General features: G+C 59.3%; 17 protein-coding genes. 5 read left to right on the forward strand and 12 right to left on the reverse strand.

The window, feature by feature from the left end:
- Positions 1 to 43: 43 nt before the first annotated feature.
- On the reverse strand, positions 44 to 982 hold the full coding sequence (locus tag ABH945_RS19295; RefSeq protein ID WP_429251573.1) for a LysR family transcriptional regulator: 939 nt from the start codon (positions 980 to 982) through the stop codon (positions 44 to 46).
- 130 nt (positions 983 to 1,112) lie between these two features.
- On the opposite strand from ABH945_RS19295, the gene ABH945_RS19300 reads away from it, so the two are divergent.
- From ABH945_RS19300 to ABH945_RS19315, 4 genes are all read left to right on the forward strand, one after another.
- Entirely contained in the window at positions 1,113 to 1,334 is a 222-nt protein-coding gene (locus ABH945_RS19300; protein ID WP_429251574.1) for a hypothetical protein, read from the forward strand.
- A 68-nt stretch (positions 1,335 to 1,402) separates the two neighbouring features.
- The gene (locus ABH945_RS19305; protein WP_429251575.1) at positions 1,403 to 2,839 is read left to right on the forward strand and encodes an NAD-dependent succinate-semialdehyde dehydrogenase; all 1,437 of its coding nucleotides are present in this window, start codon (positions 1,403 to 1,405) and stop codon (positions 2,837 to 2,839) included.
- A 13-nt stretch (positions 2,840 to 2,852) separates the two neighbouring features.
- Positions 2,853 to 3,191 carry a carboxymuconolactone decarboxylase family protein gene (locus ABH945_RS19310; RefSeq protein WP_429251576.1) on the forward strand — a complete coding sequence of 113 codons (339 nt, stop codon included), beginning with the start codon at positions 2,853 to 2,855 and terminating at the stop codon, positions 3,189 to 3,191.
- Positions 3,188 to 4,189 carry an NAD(P)H-quinone oxidoreductase gene (locus tag ABH945_RS19315; protein ID WP_429251577.1) on the forward strand — a complete coding sequence of 334 codons (1,002 nt, stop codon included), beginning with the start codon at positions 3,188 to 3,190 and terminating at the stop codon, positions 4,187 to 4,189. Before ABH945_RS19310 ends, ABH945_RS19315 begins: the two co-directional genes overlap by 4 nt.
- 43 nt (positions 4,190 to 4,232) lie before the next feature.
- Here the strand turns inward: ABH945_RS19315 and ABH945_RS19320 are convergent, their stop codons facing one another.
- The 11 genes from ABH945_RS19320 to ABH945_RS19370 form a co-directional block, all read right to left on the reverse strand.
- Complete coding sequence (locus tag ABH945_RS19320) at positions 4,233 to 5,063, reverse strand: heme ABC transporter ATP-binding protein (RefSeq protein WP_429251578.1); 831 nt, start codon at positions 5,061 to 5,063, stop codon at positions 4,233 to 4,235.
- Between the two features lie 39 nt (positions 5,064 to 5,102).
- Positions 5,103 to 6,203 carry a FecCD family ABC transporter permease gene (locus ABH945_RS19325; RefSeq protein ID WP_429251919.1) on the reverse strand — a complete coding sequence of 367 codons (1,101 nt, stop codon included), beginning with the start codon at positions 6,201 to 6,203 and terminating at the stop codon, positions 5,103 to 5,105.
- 115 nt (positions 6,204 to 6,318) lie between these two features.
- The gene (locus ABH945_RS19330; RefSeq protein ID WP_074770474.1) at positions 6,319 to 7,230 is read right to left on the reverse strand and encodes a heme/hemin ABC transporter substrate-binding protein; all 912 of its coding nucleotides are present in this window, start codon (positions 7,228 to 7,230) and stop codon (positions 6,319 to 6,321) included.
- Entirely contained in the window at positions 7,227 to 8,321 is a 1,095-nt protein-coding gene (locus ABH945_RS19335) for a hemin-degrading factor (protein WP_429251920.1), read from the reverse strand. The genes ABH945_RS19330 and ABH945_RS19335 overlap by 4 nt, the downstream gene beginning before the upstream one ends.
- Before the next feature lie 153 nt (positions 8,322 to 8,474).
- Positions 8,475 to 10,811 (reverse strand): TonB-dependent hemoglobin/transferrin/lactoferrin family receptor, encoded by a 2,337-nt coding sequence (locus tag ABH945_RS19340; protein WP_429251579.1) that lies wholly within the window; start codon positions 10,809 to 10,811, stop codon positions 8,475 to 8,477.
- A gap of 449 nt (positions 10,812 to 11,260) precedes the next feature.
- Complete coding sequence (locus ABH945_RS19345; protein WP_429251580.1) at positions 11,261 to 12,817, reverse strand: sulfite reductase subunit alpha; 1,557 nt, start codon at positions 12,815 to 12,817, stop codon at positions 11,261 to 11,263.
- A gap of 74 nt (positions 12,818 to 12,891) precedes the next feature.
- Positions 12,892 to 13,866, reverse strand: coding sequence for an FAD:protein FMN transferase (locus ABH945_RS19350; protein WP_429251581.1), 975 nt, complete (start codon positions 13,864 to 13,866; stop codon positions 12,892 to 12,894).
- Positions 13,867 to 14,031: 165 nt separating this feature from the next.
- Complete coding sequence (locus ABH945_RS19355; RefSeq protein ID WP_429251582.1) at positions 14,032 to 14,853, reverse strand: DUF4198 domain-containing protein; 822 nt, start codon at positions 14,851 to 14,853, stop codon at positions 14,032 to 14,034.
- 122 nt (positions 14,854 to 14,975) lie between these two features.
- The gene (locus ABH945_RS19360; protein ID WP_429251583.1) at positions 14,976 to 15,500 is read right to left on the reverse strand and encodes a DUF2271 domain-containing protein; all 525 of its coding nucleotides are present in this window, start codon (positions 15,498 to 15,500) and stop codon (positions 14,976 to 14,978) included.
- A 25-nt stretch (positions 15,501 to 15,525) separates the two neighbouring features.
- Positions 15,526 to 16,176 carry a PepSY-associated TM helix domain-containing protein gene (locus tag ABH945_RS19365; protein ID WP_429251584.1) on the reverse strand — a complete coding sequence of 217 codons (651 nt, stop codon included), beginning with the start codon at positions 16,174 to 16,176 and terminating at the stop codon, positions 15,526 to 15,528.
- A gap of 147 nt (positions 16,177 to 16,323) precedes the next feature.
- Positions 16,324 to 16,824, reverse strand: a complete 501-nt coding sequence (locus ABH945_RS19370; protein WP_429251585.1) for a MarR family winged helix-turn-helix transcriptional regulator — start codon at positions 16,822 to 16,824, stop codon at positions 16,324 to 16,326.
- A 227-nt stretch (positions 16,825 to 17,051) separates the two neighbouring features.
- Here ABH945_RS19370 and ABH945_RS19375 point away from each other — a divergent pair, with 227 nt between their 5' ends.
- A complete protein-coding gene (locus ABH945_RS19375; protein WP_429251586.1) occupies positions 17,052 to 18,206 on the forward strand; it encodes a M20 aminoacylase family protein in 1,155 nt (384 codons plus the stop codon).
- Positions 18,207 to 18,239 lie beyond the last annotated feature (33 nt).

The raw sequence follows: 18,239 nt of genomic DNA on the forward strand, positions 1-18,239 counted from the left end.
GCAAGGGCTATGCCGAGACGCGAACAGCGTTGCTTTCAGTGTCTTATTCTGCAACGTGAATGTGAAGTTCTCGCGCGTAAGCGTCGAGTTTCGTTCCAACGTGAGTCTTCAATGTTTCAACGAAGTGTTTGATCTTTGCATCTACGAATTGCCGCGACAAATACACCGCGTACACATTCCGCGCGTAAGTGTGGAAATCCGGCAGCACCCGAACCAGTCTGCCCGCGCGCAATTCCTCGACGGCGGAAAAGCCCGCCAGCAGACCAATGCCGGCACCCGCGCGCAAAGCAACGGACATCGCCTCCATGTCGTTCACGCCAAAGTTCGGACCTGTGGGGCGAAATGTGACACTTTCTGCCGCACTCTGAAGATGCCATTCGTCAGGTGCATAGTCGACGGTGGCTAGCAACACGCAGTTGTGGTCGACGAGTTCTTCCGGTCGCGTGGGTGCGGGATGTTCGGCGAGATAGTCGGGCGAAGCAACCAGCACACACTGGCTCGCGCCTATTTTCTGGCTCACGTAGGCCGAATCCGGCAGCGTGCGAGCGATAACGACCGACAGGTCGAGCTGATCTTCGAGCAGATTCGGCATGCGTTGCGACAACATCAGGTCGACGGTGACTTCCGGAAATTCCTTGCGATACGCGAGCACCGCTTCAGTCAAATGCGTGCGTCCCAGACCGGGCACCGAATGCACTCTGAGCCTGCCGCGCGGCTCCAGCATCGCATCGCGCGCCTCGGCTTCAGCATGTTCAAGATCGGCGAGAATCTCCGTGCAACGATCATAGAAACGCCTGCCCGCATCCGTGACCGACAAACGCCGGGTAGACCGTTGCAGCAGACGCGTATTGAGCGCCTCTTCCAGTGTCGACACAGCGCGTGAAACGTTTCCAACGGTCGAATCCAGATGATTCGCGACCGCGGTGAAACTGCCCATCTCGACCACTCGCGCGAATACCGACATGTTGTAAAACTTGTCCATTTCAACGCTCCCGTCGTTCTTTCATTTTTCTTTCATTCGCGTGACACGTCTGCGGAAGCACTGCTTCCGTATGACGGCGCCCTTTCGACCGCCGCCCGGCTCGAGCCTGCATTGCCAATGCGGATGACGCGTGGAAAGCCTGCATGATGAATCCGACAGTTTCCTGTCGTCAAGCATTCAACATGAACGGCGCGGCGGAAGCCAGATTTTTGCCACCGGCAAGCGCAGGCCGCCGGATTTTACTGTTCAAAAGAAAAATGATTTGCAGCGGCCCATCTTAAACGGCTTGCCGTTCCTCCCTAGACTTCGTTCCGTAGCCCGGCACCCGGTGCAGAACGGCAACCGGCAGTGATCGAAGTACCTGTCACCCGCCGATTCACCGAGCCGAATCAATCGGATAACTAATGGAGGTAAACAGTCATGAACGCAACTTACGACAAGCTCTATCTTTTCATCGACGGCGAGTGGATCGGCGCCGACGCCCGCGAAACGATGCCAGTCATCAATCCGGCGACACAGGTCGAACTCGGCCGCGTGCCTCTCGCCACCGCGGCCGATCTCGATCACGCGCTCAACGTTTCGCAACGGGCATTCGACGTGTGGCGCAACACCGTCCCCAACGAACGTGCGCGCATCCTCAAACGCGCAGCCGATCTGATGCGCGAACGCGCCGAGCGCACGGCCACCCTGATGACCCTCGAAGAAGGCAAGCCGCTTGCCGAGAGCCGCGACGAAGTCCTGCGCGCCGCCGATTATTTCGAATGGTTCGCAGAAGAAGCACGCCGTATCGACGGTCGCGTAGTGCCTTCGAATCGCCCTGGCGTGCAGCAACTCGTCAAACGTCAGGCAATCGGCCCGGTCGCGGCATTCACCCCGTGGAACTTCCCCGCCATCACGCCGGCACGCAAGCTATCCGCCGCGCTCGCGGCAGGCTGCAGCGTCATCATCAAACCGGGCGAGGAAAGCCCCGCCACGGCCCTCGCACTGGCCCGGGCTCTCGATGATGCCGGATTGCCGAAGGGCGTCCTGCAAGTGGTCTTCGGCGTGCCCGATGCGGTCTCCCGACAACTGATCGCGTCGCCGGTCATTCGCAAGGTCACATTCACCGGTTCGGTGCCTATCGGACGCCTGCTGTCCGCACGTGCCGCCGAAGGCGTGAAGCCGATCACCCTCGAACTGGGCGGCCACGGTCCGGTGCTCGTATTCGAAGACGCCGATGTCGAAAAAGCCGCCGTCGATGGTGCGGCGAATCGCTTTCGCGGCACCGGCCAGGTTTGCATTTCGTCGACCCGCTTCCTGATTCAACGCGGCGTATATGACGAATTCGTGGAGCGTTTCGTCAGCGCGGCTGAAGCACTCGTTGTTGGAGACGGCATGCAGCCTGGTACGCAGGTCGGCCCGCTCGCCAATCCGCGGCAACTTGCAAAGATGGAAGAACTTGTCGCCGACGCCGTGGCTCGCGGCGCACGCGTTCTGACAGGCGGCAAACGTATCGAAGGTCAGGGTTATTTCTTCGAGCCGACCGTGCTTGCCGACGTGCCGATGGACGCCCGCGTCATGCACGAAGAACCGTTCGGCCCGATCGCGATCCTGATGCCATTCGACACGCTCAAGGATGGTCTCGCCGAAGCCAACCGCCTGCCGTACGGGTTATCCGCGTATGCGTTCACCAGCAATGCGCGCACGGCGATTGACGTGGCCGACGGCCTGGAAGCCGGCATGATCGGCATCAACCAGTACCGCATCATCGCTACCGAGCTTCCGTTCGGCGGAATGAAAGAAAGCGGCCATGGTTCGGAAGGCGGCGCTGAAGGCATCGAGTACTACCTCACCCACAAATTCATCAGCCAGGTTTAACAGGAACGCCATCATGCCCCACTCCGAATTTCACAGCCCGCGCGAAGCCGCGCGCGCTTTTACGCCGAAACTTTCCGAGTTCGTCGACACGGTTCTGTTTCCGCAAATCTGGGCCGACGCCGATCTGTCGTTACGTGATCGCAGTCTGATTACTGTCGCCACACTGGTCGCGCTTGGCAAGACCGATGAACTGCCCGCACATCTGCGTCGCGCGATCGACAACGGAGTCACACGCGTCGAGCTTAGCGGCCTGATCACCCACCTCGCGTTTTATGCAGGATTTCCAGCGGCAATTTCAGCGTCGGCCGTTGCCAACGCAACGCTCGGCGAAACGAAGGAGCAATCAGTATGAAAGCAATTACATTCAACTCGTTTGGCGAAGCCGATGTACTCGAACTTCACAATGCGCCAGCGCCGGAGTTGCGTCCCGCCGACCTGCTCGTCCGCGTTCATGCCGCCGGCGTGAACCGGGCGGATCTCACGCACCGGCGAGGCGGTTACGGGCGGCCGAACTTCGGCGACTCGACGATCATGGGACTCGAAATCGCGGGCGAAGTTATCGAAACCGGCAGTGAGACTCAAGGCTTCAAGGTGGGCGACCGCGTGATGGGCGTCGTCGGCGGCGGAGCCTACGCGGAAATCGCGCGCATCGATTACAGAATGGCGATGCCGGTTCCTGAATCGCTCGACTACGTGCATGCCGCCGCGATACCCGAAGTATTCGTCACCGCACATGAGGCGATGATGCATCTCGGCCGATTGAAACGCGGCGACTCGGTGCTGATTCACGCGGCTGCGGGCGGCGTCGGTTCGGCCGCCGTTCAGCTTGCTTATGCAACCGGCGCGTCGATTTTCGCCACGGCCGACGGCAACAAGCTGGAGCGTGTAGTGCAATTGGGAGCAGACGTGGTGATTGATTATCGCAAGCAGGATTTCGCGGAAGTGATCGCCAAAGCGACCGATGGGCGAGGCGTGGACGTGGTCATCGATTTTGTCGGCGCACCGTATTTCAAGAGCAATATTGCATCGCTCGCGAATGGCGGGCGACTCGTTCAGGTCGGCATTCTTGGCGGTGGAGGCACCGTCAGCGTCGAGTTGAAACAGATTCTGTACAAGCACCTGCAGATTCTCGGCACGGTGATGAAATCACGGCCGCAAGCGGAAAAGCACGACATGGTGAAGCGTTTTCGCGAGCATTGGCTGGAACGCTTTGATGGTGGCGCGCGTCTTGAGCCGGTGGTCGATTCCACGTACCCGCTCGCGCGTGCCGCCGATGCTCATCGACGGATGGAGTCGGCGGCGAATGTCGGCAAGATCATTCTGACGATGGATGTAGAGAGCGTGTCGTAGCGGACTGAACGATGCGAAGCGAACCGCGCCAATATCCGCTTCGCTATCGGGATGCCGGAATCAGATACGGCGTCCCGTCCAGATCGTCATGGACTACTCGCACCGCAAGCCCGAAACACTGCTCGATTACCGTTTCGCTGACTACTTCTTGCGGCGCACCTTCCGCGATCAGCCGGCCGTCTGCGAGAAAAATCATCCGGTCTGCGTAACGCGCTGCCAGGTTGCAATCGTGTGCAATCGCCAATGCACCGATGCCCCAGCTACGCGTCAACTCCTTCACCGTCGCGAACAGTTTGTGCTGATGAACGAGATCGAGCGCAGCGGTCGGCTCGTCGAGCAGTAGAAATCGCGTGGCTCTCTCTTGCGAATCGGCATCGTCGGAAAGCCACAGTTGCGCGAGCGTTCTGGCGAATTGTGCCCGCGCCAGTTCGCCGCCCGATAGCGTTGTTATATCGCGCGTTTTAAGGTGCGTGATGCCGGCCAAACCCAGCACGTCGTCAATAACGATCTGCTCGCCGACGCTGCTGCGTACACGTGATAAATGCGGATACCGTCCAATCGAAACGAGTTCTTCGACACGAATCGGAAAACTATTCTGGAACGTTTGCGACAGCACCGCGCGAGTCCGGGCAAGCCGGTCGGAGGCGATGGCATGGATCGGCTTGTCGTTCAGCAGCGTGGTCCCGCTGTAGCCGAAAAAATTTCGCACCGACGGCGCGTTGAAATCGCCTGCAAGTGCTTTGAGCAATGTGCTTTTGCCCGCGCCGTTACGGCCCAGCACCACGGTGAATTCGCCGGGCCGAACCGCAAGCGACACATTGTCGATCACCGTGCGATCGCCGTATCTGACGTACACATTCTTTACTTCGAGCATTCGCGTTCTCCCAACAAAATCCCGTTCGATTCGAGCACGTCACGCACCAAGCCGCTCGCGGTTGCGAAGAATCAGCGCGAGGAAAAACGGACCGCCTATCAATGCAGTGAGGATGCCGAGCGGCACTTCGGCGGGCGCGGCAATCGTACGCGCGGCCAGATCGGACAGAACGGTTAGCGATGCGCCGAACAACATCGCTCCTGGTAGAACCCAGCGTTGATCCGGGCCGCACACGAGGCGCACACAATGCGGCGCAACGAGACCGATAAAGCCGATCTGCCCGGTACACGAGACGATCGCGCCGACGCTCAACGCAGCCGCAATCAACACGATGCGTTTGACTCGCTGCACAGGCACGCCGAGATGATGCGCTTCCATTTCGCCAAGTTGCATCACATTGAGCGCGCGACTGCATTTTCCGATCAGCGCCGCGCTCAGTGCGACCAGCGGCAGCAGAATCAGGATCGTGCGCCACTGCACGCCCGCGAGACTGCCGAGGCTCCAGAACGTCAGCGAACGCAGTTGCGAATCCGATGCGACATACGTCATTACGCCGATCGTTGCACCTGCAAGCGCGTTCAGCGCGATACCCGACAACAACAACACGGGCAAGCTCAAGCGCCCTCGCCGCGCGGACAAACGGTAGACCAGTGCGGTAACGACGAGCGCCCCAGCAAACGCAGCGAACGCGGTCACGCTATCGCCCGCGAATCCAAAGTGCGACAACAGCCACGGCGCACAGACGATCGCGAGCGATGCCCCGAGCGCGGCCCCACTCGATATGCCGATCAAACCCGGATCGGCGAGCGGATTGCGCAGCAGTGCCTGCAACGCGCTGCCCGCCGCGCCGAACCCGGCGCCGACGATCAGCGCGAGCACGACGCGCGGCAGGCGGATCGACAGTAGAACGGCACGCGCCTGGTCGAGTATCGTCGGGTCCACGCCGAGTGCGCCGGGCCGCCACAGGGCCGCTAATAGCGTCGTGGGCGCTATCCGGTACGCACCGAGACAGATTGCGGCAACGCTCGACACGCATAGCAGCGCGCCCAGCGCAATCATCACGCTAAGCGGATTGCGTGCGCCGTTCGATCTGAAACCGGCGAACAGCGTGAAAACAGCCCGTGGTCTACGCGATTTCATGATGCCCGGCGATGGTCCGCCTCCGACACGCGAGATTTTTTCGATGCTCATGGCACTTCGCAAATAAAGGTTCGTCGCGAGCAGCTTGCATGCGGCGATGTGCAGACCAAGGCGTTCACGCCGCCGACACGAGTTGCCGGTTCAGCGCCATAACAGCCTCCGGTAAGCGCGGACCGAAGCCGAGCAGGAACAATGTGTCGAGCGAGACGATTCGCGAATTTCTGCCTGCGGGTGTCGATGCGAAACCCGGCGTGCCGAGAATCGCCGCCGCTCCGCCCGATACGGCGAGGGTGTCGTCGGTGGTCAGCACGACATCGGGCGCGGCGGCGATCAACGCTTCCGGCGAGAGGCTGCGATAACCATCGAAACCCTGAATGGCATTGCGCGCTCCGGCGTAACTGATCATCGCGTCGGCGGCGGTGTGTTGCCCCGCGACCATCGGTTGACTACCCGAAGGATTCAGCAGAAACAGCACACGCAGCGGTTGCGCGCGGCTCGCAAGCGGTGAGGCGGCGACGTTTTTTATCGCGTTGTCCCACTCGGCATCGACACGTTTGCGCAATGCCGCGCCATCTTCCATCGCGCCGAGTTCGCGCGCGACGCCGTCGATTTTTTTCCGCAGCGAATCCACGTTATGTGTTTCCGTGAACGACACGACGTTGACGCCTGTTTGCCGGATCTGCTGCAGCACACCTGGCGGCCCCGCTTCGGCGGAGGTCAGAATCAGATCGGGATGCATCGACAGCACACCTTCCGCCGATAACGTTCGCTGATAGCCGACCTTCGGCAGTTTCAGCACGGCAGCGGGAAACGTGCACGATGTATCGGTGGCGACGAGCATCGTGCTTTTGTCGAGCGCATACACGATCTCGGCCAGCGCACCGCCGATCACGATCACGCGATTCGGCGCAGCGGTCTTTGTTATTGCCATCGCCATTCGCGAATTCAGCCCGGCCATACCGACTACCGCCGCGACGCCGCCGACCACGATGCGGCGTCGATGAATGTCGAAGCCGCGCCGGCTCATGCGGTCACCTCGGCAATGTTCTCCATAACCGGCGCGATGTTTGCAATCAGTTCTCGCCATCCTGCGAGTTCCGGCGAACCCGGTTTGCGCGCGCCGAACAGCATCGCAATGCTATCGCCTTTGCAGTCGAATAATTCAAGCGACGTCACGATGCCGTCGCTGGTCGGCTTGCGGACCACCCACGCGCTATCGATCAGATCGGTGCGCAAATGCAGATTGAAACCGGGGTCGAGCACATTAAGCCACGGACCCATCGACTGGATCGTCTTCACAGGTCCAGTATGAATCTGGATCATGCCGTGATTGCCGACGAACACCATGATCGGCAATTCAGTTTGTGCGGCCTGATTCAATACCGTTGCGATCGCGTCGTTCGCGACGCGCTGCGCGTAACGCGACTCGGCAAGACGCAGCGCCTGAGTACGTGCAAGCCTGAACTTGCGCAACAAGCCGAAGAACTGATGCGTGTCGGTCATTGCATGCCATGCAGCGTGAAACGCGTGCACGTCGATGTCCTCTTCGGGCGTCGGCACTGGCGCAGCGGGCGCGGCCGTCACCGTCATTCCCGCCGTCTGCTCCGCATGTGCCCAGCGTTCGACAAATGCCGCGTAGGCTGCGTGATTGCTGTGCTCGCGCAGATAAACCTTGTGGGTAGCGTGGCCTTGCGCGTCGAAGAACTGCAAACTCTTCAGCGTGCCGCGCGGCGTGACGTCGGTGACAGCAAAACCCGCCGCCCATTTGCTGTAGAAAATCCGCAGATCGATCGGATCGCCGAGTGCAATGCCGGTCGGCCCCTCATGGCTCATATTGGCGAACTGGCCATCTTTCTCGTGCACGGCGGCGTCGTTGCGCGTCAGCGCCATCACCGAGCCGAGCATCGGCACCTCTTCAAACAGCTCGATAAAACGCGTGTCGAGTCGCACGACGTGTTCGCCGACAAATGCGGCAAGCACCTCGCCTTCGCTGATACCGAGCGCAAACGCGGCTTCGCGGTTACGCAGTTTCTGCTCGGCCTTGATACGCACAAAATCGTTGCGCAATTGTTCGAGCGATTCTGGTTGGGTCGTATAGCTGTTCTTCACGATTGTCATTGGATTGGATAGCTTCATGCTGAAAGTTGGGAAAGTCCGGCACGCTGTCACTAATGCGTCGTGCCGGACTCGCGAATCATCCGGATTCGATTCGTCAATCACGCGATGCAGAGCGATGTAATCGCGCCGAGATTGCGAAGAACCCGACGCCGGTCAGAAGTCGATCTTCATGCCGACGTTGAAGTTACGGCCCGGTGCGGTGAGAGCCGAAATCTTCGCGTAGCCGTCGCTATCGGCAAGGCCTCGCACGTCATTCCAGATCCAGTACTTGCGATCGAACAGGTTATCGATACCGGCTGTCACGCTGACGTGTTTGGTGATTTTGTAGCCTGCGTGCAGGTCGAAAATCGTGTACGACGGGGTCGAGTAATACGACGCGCTCGACATCTGGTCTTTGTCTTTGCGCGAGTTGTACGTCATGTCCACGCCCGCAAACCAACGGTCGCCGCCGGTGTAACGAATGCCCAGCACCACCGCCAGCGGCGGAATCGTATCGAGTCCGGTCGTCTTGCCGTCTTCGGTTTCCGTGCCTTTGATATAGGCAAAACCGCCCTTCACTTCGATCGAATCGCTGACGATCCAGTCGGCCTTGCCTTCAAAGCCATGAATCGACGCCTTCGTGAAGTTCACGTACTGAACCGTGTACGGATTCGTCGCGGACGACGTGCTGCCGCCGATAACCTTGGTATCGATGAAGTTGTTGTAGCGCCCAGCGAACGCAGCTCCGCTGTAGTTCAGGATGCCGGTACCAACTCCGAGCTTGCCGCGAAAACCTGCTTCAATCGAATTACTGGTTTCCGGCTTCAGGTTCGGATTGCCGACCTGCTGATAGTAGAGACCGTACGAGCCCGCAGGGTTATAGAAGCTGTTGACCTGATACGCGCTAGGCGCACGGAAACCTCGTGCATATTGCACATACGGAATGAATGCCGGCGACACCTGATACAGCAACGCCAGTCGCGGCGATATCGCGTTGCCGTTCGAACCGGTCGTCGGCTTGGTCGAACTTGCGCTCACTTCCTCGTACGTTGCGTCGGGATGCGGCGTCATCTTGTAGTAATCGAAGCGCACGCCCGGGACGAAACTCAGCTTGTTCCAACGGATTTCATCCTGGGTGTACACGCCGAGGTTGATTTGCGAGGTTTTCGGGAATGCTTCCGGATAACCGTCTGTCGGCGTGCTCCACTCCGAGCCCGCTGAACTGCTGGTGCTGTAGTGCGACAGGCTGGCATCGAAGCCATATGTCACGCTATGCGACAACGGACCGGTCCTGAACGCGCTCTCCGCGACGACGCTGCCGCCGAAGATGTTGTCGCCGTATTCGTTGGTTCGAGTTCGGCTGCTTTCCGCGCCAGCCGAATTTACGCCATCGATCAACAGAGACTGACGTGTCTGCGCATTACGGTAGTACACCGAAGCTTTAAGTTGCTGCATCCACGGATTGGTGTCGTCGTGATGATCGTATTCGAGCTTCACGCGGTTGCTGGTCACCTGGTTGACGGTGTTGTACACGTCCGCCGAGTAGCCGCTCCACGTGTAGCCGCCGTTCAATTGCGTGAGGCCGTCGCTTGAATTGGCGTTATTCAGCGTTTCCGCAGTCAATTTCAGCTGATCGCGTGGCGTGAGGTTGAACACCAGTTTGCCGAGCGCACTGCGATTGTTATACGTCAGCGGATCAGGGGTCGAACGGTTCGCGCCCAGCACGTTGCTGTCGCCCTTGTTGTCGGTCTCGTGACCGTGACGGCCGCTCAGCACGAGCATGCCCTGAATCCGGTCGTTGCCGAACGCGGCAGTCGCGGTAGATCCCCAACTACGGTCCGTTGAATCGTAGCCCGCTTTCACCGAAAAATAGGTGGGCTTGTTGTAGATCGACAGCAGATCGGCCGGGTCTTTGGTGACGAAATTGACCGCGCCGGTCAGGCCGTCGCTGCCATATAGCACCGACGCAGGTCCACGCAGCACTTCGATACGTTGATAGAGATCGGTGTTCAGATAGTCGCCACGACCGGCCGAACCTGAGCCGAATGCATACGATTGCGGCAAAGGAATGCCGTCTTCCAGCATCAGAACCTGATTGCCTTCGAGGCCGCGAATGTTGATGCCTTCGTTACCCGCGCGTCCCGACGAGCCGGTAATGCCCGCCGGACGATACGCCTGGCGACGCACTTCGACGCCCGGCTCATAGCGCAACGCGTCCTTGATGTCCTTCGCGTTGTTATCGTCGATGTCGTCGCTGGTAATCACCGAGACCGTTGCCGCCGTGCGATTCAGATCGACTTTGCCGACCCGGTTCGCGGTCATGCTGATCGTTTTCAACTGACGGTCCGCCTGGATCGCGGTCGGTGCCGATGCGGCGGGCGCGCTCGCCGCGACCGGTGCGTCGGCTTTAGCCTGTAACTCCGCTGCGTACGCGCCGCCGTTTTGCGCTACACAAATATCCGCCAGCAAGGCCGGCACGACAATCTTGAACAAACATCTGTTTATGTACATTTATTCTTTCCCCGTCCGCGGTGTCATGCGCCCTTCGCATGACTCACCTGCGCAATCTGGAGTCGAATTGTAATGTGTGAATGCGAATCATTGCTATTTGCGTTTACTGAATTAGATTACGGATTGTTTCAATCGGGCTTTCTAAATGATTGGAAGATGTTGATATGACGGCGAAAAATGGCCGACGAGGACCAGATCGCGCCGGCAAGAAAGGGATTTTCCGGCATCACTTGTAACTAGTTTTCTGGTGCGCGTTGTAAGCAAGATACGCAGAGAGTGCGGTCTGGGGCTTGACGTGGACGTGCATGAGACTGACCGTTAGTTGCGCATTTGTACGAAACTCGCACTGGAGTTATTCATCACGAAGCGATGCTGCGGGACTGCCAAAGAAACCGATTTCGACGAAACGGTAGCGCGACATATAAATTCGCGGTCGCCAACCGCCCTGGTCAATAAACATCGCGCCGATATCGCCCCGCCTCGCGCAGTGAGTCCACTCGCGCTTCGCCGATAACATCGACCAAAGCAGCCTGCACCGTCTGCGCCATTCGTTGCGCGCTACCACATACGTAGATCGATGCGCCGCCCTCAACCCATTGCTGCACATGCCCGGCCGCACCGCGGATTGCATCGTGCACGTAGCGATATTCACCGCCATCGCGCGACCACACCTGGTCCAGTCGCTCAAGCACACCAGCAGCCCTCCAATGCGCAATTTCGTCCGCGTGAAACGTATCGTGCGCGGCGCTGCGTTCGCCAAAAATCAGCCAGTTTCGACGATGACCGCACTTGGCCCGATGCTTCAGATGCGCACGCAAACCCGCGAGTCCCGTCCCCGCACCGATGAGGATCAGCGGACGATCATCCGATGGCGCGTGAAAGCCACGATTCGTGCGCACGCGCACGCTGATCGATGCGCCGGGTGGAGCATGCCGCGTCAGCCAGCCCGAGGCGAGTCCAAGACCGACACCTTCACTGGACGACGCATCGGGATAACGCGCCTGCCTCACAAGCAATTCGAGCCGACCATCAGCCGGCAAAGACGAGATCGAGTACTTTCGCGAAGGTAACGGCTCGCATGAATCGACGATGACCTGAGGCGACTGCCCGCGCAACACGTCGACTTTTACCGGCAACGTGCGTGTTGAAATTGCTTCGGATAGCTTGATTATGTCTCCATCGCAATCGACAGCCGTGTCGCCGTCCAGACACAGCATGCGCAGCCATGCCGTTACAACAGCTTCTGGATGTTGCGGACGAATTTCCGCGATATCACCAGGTTGCCAGTTCAGTGCGGCTAGATCGTCGGGTTTGAGACAGACATGAAACGCCGGGTTTCCCGCGCTACCGGGATTAAGCAAATTTCGCTTATCAAGAATCCAGCGCGTGCCTGAAAGGGGCGTAAGTACTTCGTCGCCACCTTCAAACGCCGACGAGGAGAGACGCTCATGCCACAACCGCAATGCGGCCGGGTCGCCATTATTCACTTCGATCAGGTCGAACAGCGACTGCGCGCGACGATCGCGCAGCCAACGATCAACCATGTGACCGAACGCGCAAAAATCGCGATAATTCCGGTCGCCTAATGCAAGCACCGCATAATGCAACGTCTGCAGCGACTGCGCCGCGCCAGCGCTCATCACCTTGCGCACGAAGCTCACGGCGTTGTCGGGCGCATCGCCCTCTCCCGTCGTGCTGACAATGAACAAGGCCTGGTAATATCGCATGAGCGCATCGAAGCCGAGTGTGTCGAGCGACTCCAACTGAACGACACGACCTGCGCCTTGCAGCAGTTGCGCAGTCTGTGCGGCGAGTTGTTCAGCGAACCCGGTCTGGCTCGCGTATGCGACCAATACAACCGTGTTGTCGGCATTGCCGCGCACGGTGTTCGACCCAACCTGACGCGAACGTCGGACATGGGCACGGAGGACGCCAACGCACATCGCCAGATAAGCGACGATCACGCCGGCCGCCATCGCAAGTCGCGTCTCGCCGAAATACGCCATGCCCGCGCCGATTAAACTCAACGCGGACCAGATTAATGTGGATCGGAAACCGTCCGGACGGAACACACGCAACGTCACTCGAGCATCGCCGCATAGGCGGGACTGACGGTCTCGCCGAAACCATCGGCGGTGCGCGTCACACAGCGTGCGGCAATCCGTTCCCGATGCGCGAGCGCCATACCCGCATCCGGGCCGAGCACCATCAATGCAGTCGATAACGCGTCGGCAAGCATGCATTCGCGATGCACCACCGTGACGGACGCCAACGCATGGTTCGCCGGATAGCCAGTGCGTGGATCGATGGTATGCGCGTATTGACGCTGTGCATCGCGGTCGACGAAATAACGGCGGTAGTCGCCCGACGTCGCCACGGAAAGACCATGCAGTGCGATCAGATCATGCGTCGGCAGTGTATTGCGAGAGTCATGAAGCACGTCGACATGCAGCGGCGTTTCAATTTCGACCCACCACGGCATGCCGTCCGGCTTCACGCCTTCACCTCGCAATTCGCCGCCAATTTCGACCAGATGATGACCGATGCCGACGTGCGTCAATGCTTCGCTAACGGCATCGACCGCATAACCTTTGGCGATCGCACACAAATCGAGCGATGCGTGACCGGGTTGCCGAACGCGCAGTGTCGAGCGATCCAGTTCGATGCGCGACCACCCGCAATAGCGCCGGATCGCCTCTACTTCCGCCGCAGATGGAGCGTGTTCACGTCGCCCTGCCGGACCGAATCCCCACAAATTGATTAGTGGTCCGGCGCAAGGATCAAATGCACCACCGGTGAGACGTGCAACCTTCAACGCCGTTTCGACGACATCGAAGCATGCGTCAGACAACGTCACCCAGCTTCCCGCTGGTGCGCAATTGAAACGACTTATGTCAGAGTCACCGCGCCAGTTGCTCATCCCGGCGATGACCGAGTCGAGCACCGCGCGGATCGTCGCCTCGGTCGCTTCATCCTGATTGCGTTGCAGGTCAATTGCCGCGACCCCGGATTCGCCCGCAGGAACTACGTATTGCACGGTCCACGTCGTGCCCATTGTGTCACCGCACAATCGTGCCACACGCCCTGTCACGCCTGCGGTGATCCCGGCGCACAACAGTTGCAAAGGTACGAGAACGCGTCGCGCAACTTCGGCAGCAAAGAATTTCGCACCTTCGGTACGTGAAGTCGCGGGACTCGTGGTCATGCTTTCGTCTGGCAATTACTGCGGCAGAACTTCAAACGTCGCGGCGTAATTCACGCGACGCGACTTCGCATTTTTGATCGTGGTCTGCGAGTCCTGCACGCTGGCTTCCATCCAGTACATTCCCGCCGACGGCCATTTCACGTTGAAGCGTCCATCGGCATCGGTCGTCACAGTCGTCTCGCCGACCTGATCGCGATAACGAACGCCACCCGGCACAACTTCAACCTTCACGTTAGACGCGGGCTTGCCATCCAGCACCAAACGAAAGCTCGCGTCGCCGTTTGCCACGAGATCGTTCGGATGCGTGACAGGCGTCATTTCAAGGCCGCGCCCCGTAGTTTTCAGCGCAGTCGTGGTCGGCTTGCCGCGCGTCACGAACGATTCGACACGCGCTTCCGTCTGCGTAATCTGAAGATCCTGCGCGTCTGCGGGCACTTCTTTCGCCAGGCTCTGTTCGTTGCCACGCCAGCGACGTGTCTCACCATTGAGCTTGTAACTCGCGACCAGTCCGTGATTCTCGACGGCAATCTTGTACGTACCCTCCTGCGTCAGATGCACGTCGAACACGCTGCGATAGCGGCCCGTATTTGCGTTATCGACCTTCACCGGGTTGCCGTCCGGCCCAGTGACGACGAGGCCGTCGAGACGCAGTGGAAAGTGATCGAAGTAGAACAGATCGTTGGAGACAGCCGCATCCACGGTGACCCACGGATCGTTGCCCGACAGGACCGTCGCCGACGGCAGCAACCACATGCGATGAGCGTGAGCGGCGAGCGGGGCAAGCGCCGAGATCGCCAATACAGACAGGACCGACAGTTTCTTCAGGGAGAGTTTCATCAGGGCACCTATACAGCGATAAGAATCTGGCGAAATCGCACCGGGGCACATGCACGCGGCAAAAAAAAGCGCGGCCTATGCGGCTTGCGCACCGCGCGCACGTTGTCCGGTTCGACTCGGAATCAGGGTTTGACGGTCAGCGTCACGGAACCGAGTTCGTGATCGCCCTTCGCCTGCAATGTTTTCGCCGATGCAGGCGGCCATGTGAACGGCACGCGCACGAGTTCACGACCGCCGACTTCGCGCGCGGTCTCCACTACCAGTTGATATTCGCCGGCCGGCAACTTGCCGAGCGGCGCTTTGCCATCGGCGAAAGTGATTGCCTGTTCGCCGGGCGCGCGTGTCGCACCCGACACGCCGTCAGCAGGCATCGTCATATCGCGGCCTGCCTTACGCCACCATTGACGCATGTCCTTCAGCCACTTCGCGCCCTCGCCGTCTTTCTTCTTCTGGTCGTACCACACCGCCAGCGTCGTCACGGGTGTCTGATCCGCCTTCTCGATCCACATCGACAGATAAGGCTTGTGGTACTCCGCGACGTCGAGGTGCGGAATGTCCACCGTAACGTTCATTTCAGCCGCGGCAGCAGCACCGGCCAGCGGCGCTGTAACCAGGCCCGTCAGCGTGACGGCGAGCAATCGACGCATTGCAAACCTTTCAGAGATTGAATAGTTAGTGAATGAAGATGATCGCGAGCAACAGCGGTATGACGACCCCCAATCCAACGAGTGGCCAGGTTGCGCCGCGATTGCGCGCGTGCAGTTTCAGGAGAAACAGCCCGGTGATGCTGAAAACAAGGCACGCGAGCGCGAACACGTCGAGAAAGAGACTCCACGCGCCGCCCGTGTTGCGTCCTTTGTGCAAATCGTTCAGATAGGAAATCCAGCCGCGCGTGGTCAGTTCGTATTGCACGTCGCCGTTCGAAAGATCCACGCTGACCCAGGCATCGCCGCCTGGCCTGGGAAGCGCGATATAGACTTCGTCGCCCGACCATTCGGCTGTGCGGCCCTGCGTATCGATACCAAGTTGACGGTCCAGAAACGTACTTAATTCAGCGGGAATTCCGGCTTTCTCCCGATTAGGAATCCGACTTATTGCATGCGCCATTCCGTCCGGAAGATGCACGCTATGCCGCTTGACGACCGGATGCGCCTCGATGCTGCCCGCGTGATTCAACGTGAGGCCCGTGACCGCGAACAGCATCATGCCGATCAGGCAGACCGCCGAGCTGATCCAGTGCCACCGGTGTAGATGCCGAAGCCAGAATGCCCGGCGCTGCGGTACTTTGGCAGGCGCCATGCCCCCGTTGAGTTGAGTTTCCATTGTCCCGTTGCTTATACGACCTGCCTGCCGCGAATGTCTTTGCTTAGCGGTGAATGATAATTGTTATCATTTTCACGTACAAGATTGTAAGGTTACGGAATGTTTCAACCAAGTAATTTGTAGGGAAACTGCCAACGCCGGCGTACTTCAGTTCGAAGACTTGACACCTTCGCGCTGCGCCGACGCACGAAATGCGTCGACGAGTTTGTCGACGATATGGTTGAGCGCCGTATGTTCGTCGTGACTGAGCACCGATAACAATTCGGCTTCCAGCGCCTGCCCGAGTTCGTCGCTGGCCGCGCGCGTGCGCTTGCCTGCCGGCGTAGGCCACAACTGGAAATGACGCGCGTCGTCGGGATGAATGGTCCGGCGCACCTGTTTGCGCTCGATCAGATCCGCCATCACCTTGGACAGCAGCGTCTTTTCAATCAGCGTTTGCTCCTTCACAGCCGTCGCCGTAATTCCGGGCGCGTCGCAAATGATCCTCAGCACACGCAGCGAGCGCACATCGAGACCGCACGCCGGCTTGTACACAGCATTGGCGCGGCTGATCATCTCGGTCCTGATCAGGTCCAGCTTGAACGTCAGGAAATGCGCAAACTTCATGTCTTCGGTGACAACGCTGCTTTTCGGCTTGGCTGGTGACATACCGGCTCGTATTTCCCAGATCGGAAGAGGTGACTAGAGTCGCCCACGCACCTCACGACGAGGTGTTCGGGACAGAACAGATGATAGACGAAACTTTTTTGTCGCACTAACGTGTCCGTAAAATCACTAGTTGAAACTTGCAACTATTGAAGTATCTTCCTGAAACTGAATCGCCCCGCTCCCGCGAACGACGGTTCTATTTTCATCATGATTCGAAGGATGCCGGCATGCAGACAAATGTGGAATGGAATGCGCTCGCGGAATCGATGCGCACATGGCGACGCAATATTCATCAGCATCCCGAGTTGGGTTTTCACGAACACCGCACCGCCGAAATGGTCGCGAATCTTCTGACTGGTTGGGATATCGAAGTGCAGACGGGTGTCGGCGGCACGGGCGTGGTCGGCACTATTCGCGGCACGCAGGGCGCGGGTTTGTCGATCGGACTGCGCGCGGACATGGACGCGTTGCCGATGCAGGAAAAGGGCACCGTTGCGCATCGTTCGAAACATGACAACGTTTTCCACGGCTGCGGCCACGACGGCCATACGTCCATTCTGCTCGGCGTTGCGAAGCAATTGTCCGAGCATCGCGCGTTTCGCGGCACTGTCCACCTGATCTTTCAACCGGCTGAAGAAACGCTGCGCGGCGGGTCCGAGATGATTCGCGATGGTCTCTTCGAGCGTTTTCATTGCGACGAAATCTACGCGCTGCACAACAACAACGCGCTGCCCGCCGGCAAAGTCGGCGTACGTAGCGGCGCGATTCTTTCGGCGTGCGATCTCTTCAGGATTACCGTTCAGGGCGTCGGCAGCCACGCCGCGATGCCACACCGTTCAGTCGATCCGTTGATGATCGGCGCGGCGATCGTGCAATCCATTCAGAGCATTGTCAGCCGCAATATCGATCCACTCGACACCGCCGTGGTCAGCGTCTGCAAGTTCATTGCAGGCACCGCGATCAACGTGATCCCCGACACGGCGCTACTGGAAGGGACAGTGCGCACACTGTCCGTCGCCGCGCAGGAACTGACGCTGAAACGTCTGCGCGATATCTGCGACGGCGCTGCCCGCATGTATGGATGCAGGGTCGAATTCGAACATCTTCAGAGTTCGCCGCCAACCGTCAACACACCCGAACAGACTGAAATCGTTCGCGCCGCAGCGGAACACGTATTGGGCGCCGACAACGTGATTCCCGACGTGGCGCCGCTCATGGCATCAGAAGACTTCGCTTTCATGTTGCAGCAGCGGCCCGGCTCATACTTTTTCCTCGGACACGACGGCTTGACCTGCCATCATCCAGAATTCGATTTCGACGACGACACTGCACCTGCCGGCGCGGCCGTGTTCCTCGAAATCGTGCGCAGCCGGTTAGGTTGAACGCACGCTCACCACCTCTCAAGGAGAACAGGA

It is taken from the genome of Paraburkholderia sp. GAS333, assembly GCF_050435665.1.
In the GTDB taxonomy this organism is placed as follows: domain Bacteria; phylum Pseudomonadota; class Gammaproteobacteria; order Burkholderiales; family Burkholderiaceae; genus Paraburkholderia; species Paraburkholderia fungorum_A.

Bases quoted from the DNA above. Each gene is read 5' to 3' on its own strand.
- ABH945_RS19345 (WP_429251580.1), bottom strand. From the start codon at position 12,817: ATGGCGTATTTCGGCGAGACGCGACTTGCGATGGCGGCCGGCGTGATC.
- ABH945_RS19375 (WP_429251586.1), top strand. From the start codon at position 17,052: ATGCAGACAAATGTGGAATGGAATGCGCTCGCGGAATCGATGCGCACA.
- ABH945_RS19330 (WP_074770474.1), bottom strand. From the start codon at position 7,230: ATGAGCCGGCGCGGCTTCGACATTCATCGACGCCGCATCGTGGTCGGC.
- ABH945_RS19320 (WP_429251578.1), bottom strand. From the start codon at position 5,063: ATGCTCGAAGTAAAGAATGTGTACGTCAGATACGGCGATCGCACGGTG.
- ABH945_RS19305 (WP_429251575.1), top strand. From the start codon at position 1,403: ATGAACGCAACTTACGACAAGCTCTATCTTTTCATCGACGGCGAGTGG.
- ABH945_RS19310 (WP_429251576.1), top strand. From the start codon at position 2,853: ATGCCCCACTCCGAATTTCACAGCCCGCGCGAAGCCGCGCGCGCTTTT.
- ABH945_RS19360 (WP_429251583.1), bottom strand. From the start codon at position 15,500: ATGCGTCGATTGCTCGCCGTCACGCTGACGGGCCTGGTTACAGCGCCG.
- ABH945_RS19365 (WP_429251584.1), bottom strand. From the start codon at position 16,176: ATGGAAACTCAACTCAACGGGGGCATGGCGCCTGCCAAAGTACCGCAG.
- ABH945_RS19325 (WP_429251919.1), bottom strand. From the start codon at position 6,203: ATGAAATCGCGTAGACCACGGGCTGTTTTCACGCTGTTCGCCGGTTTC.
- ABH945_RS19335 (WP_429251920.1), bottom strand. From the start codon at position 8,321: ATGACAATCGTGAAGAACAGCTATACGACCCAACCAGAATCGCTCGAA.
- ABH945_RS19370 (WP_429251585.1), bottom strand. From the start codon at position 16,824: ATGTCACCAGCCAAGCCGAAAAGCAGCGTTGTCACCGAAGACATGAAG.
- ABH945_RS19315 (WP_429251577.1), top strand. From the start codon at position 3,188: ATGAAAGCAATTACATTCAACTCGTTTGGCGAAGCCGATGTACTCGAA.
- ABH945_RS19350 (WP_429251581.1), bottom strand. From the start codon at position 13,866: ATGGGCACGACGTGGACCGTGCAATACGTAGTTCCTGCGGGCGAATCC.
- ABH945_RS19295 (WP_429251573.1), bottom strand. From the start codon at position 982: ATGGACAAGTTTTACAACATGTCGGTATTCGCGCGAGTGGTCGAGATG.
- ABH945_RS19355 (WP_429251582.1), bottom strand. From the start codon at position 14,853: ATGAAACTCTCCCTGAAGAAACTGTCGGTCCTGTCTGTATTGGCGATC.
- ABH945_RS19340 (WP_429251579.1), bottom strand. From the start codon at position 10,811: ATGTACATAAACAGATGTTTGTTCAAGATTGTCGTGCCGGCCTTGCTG.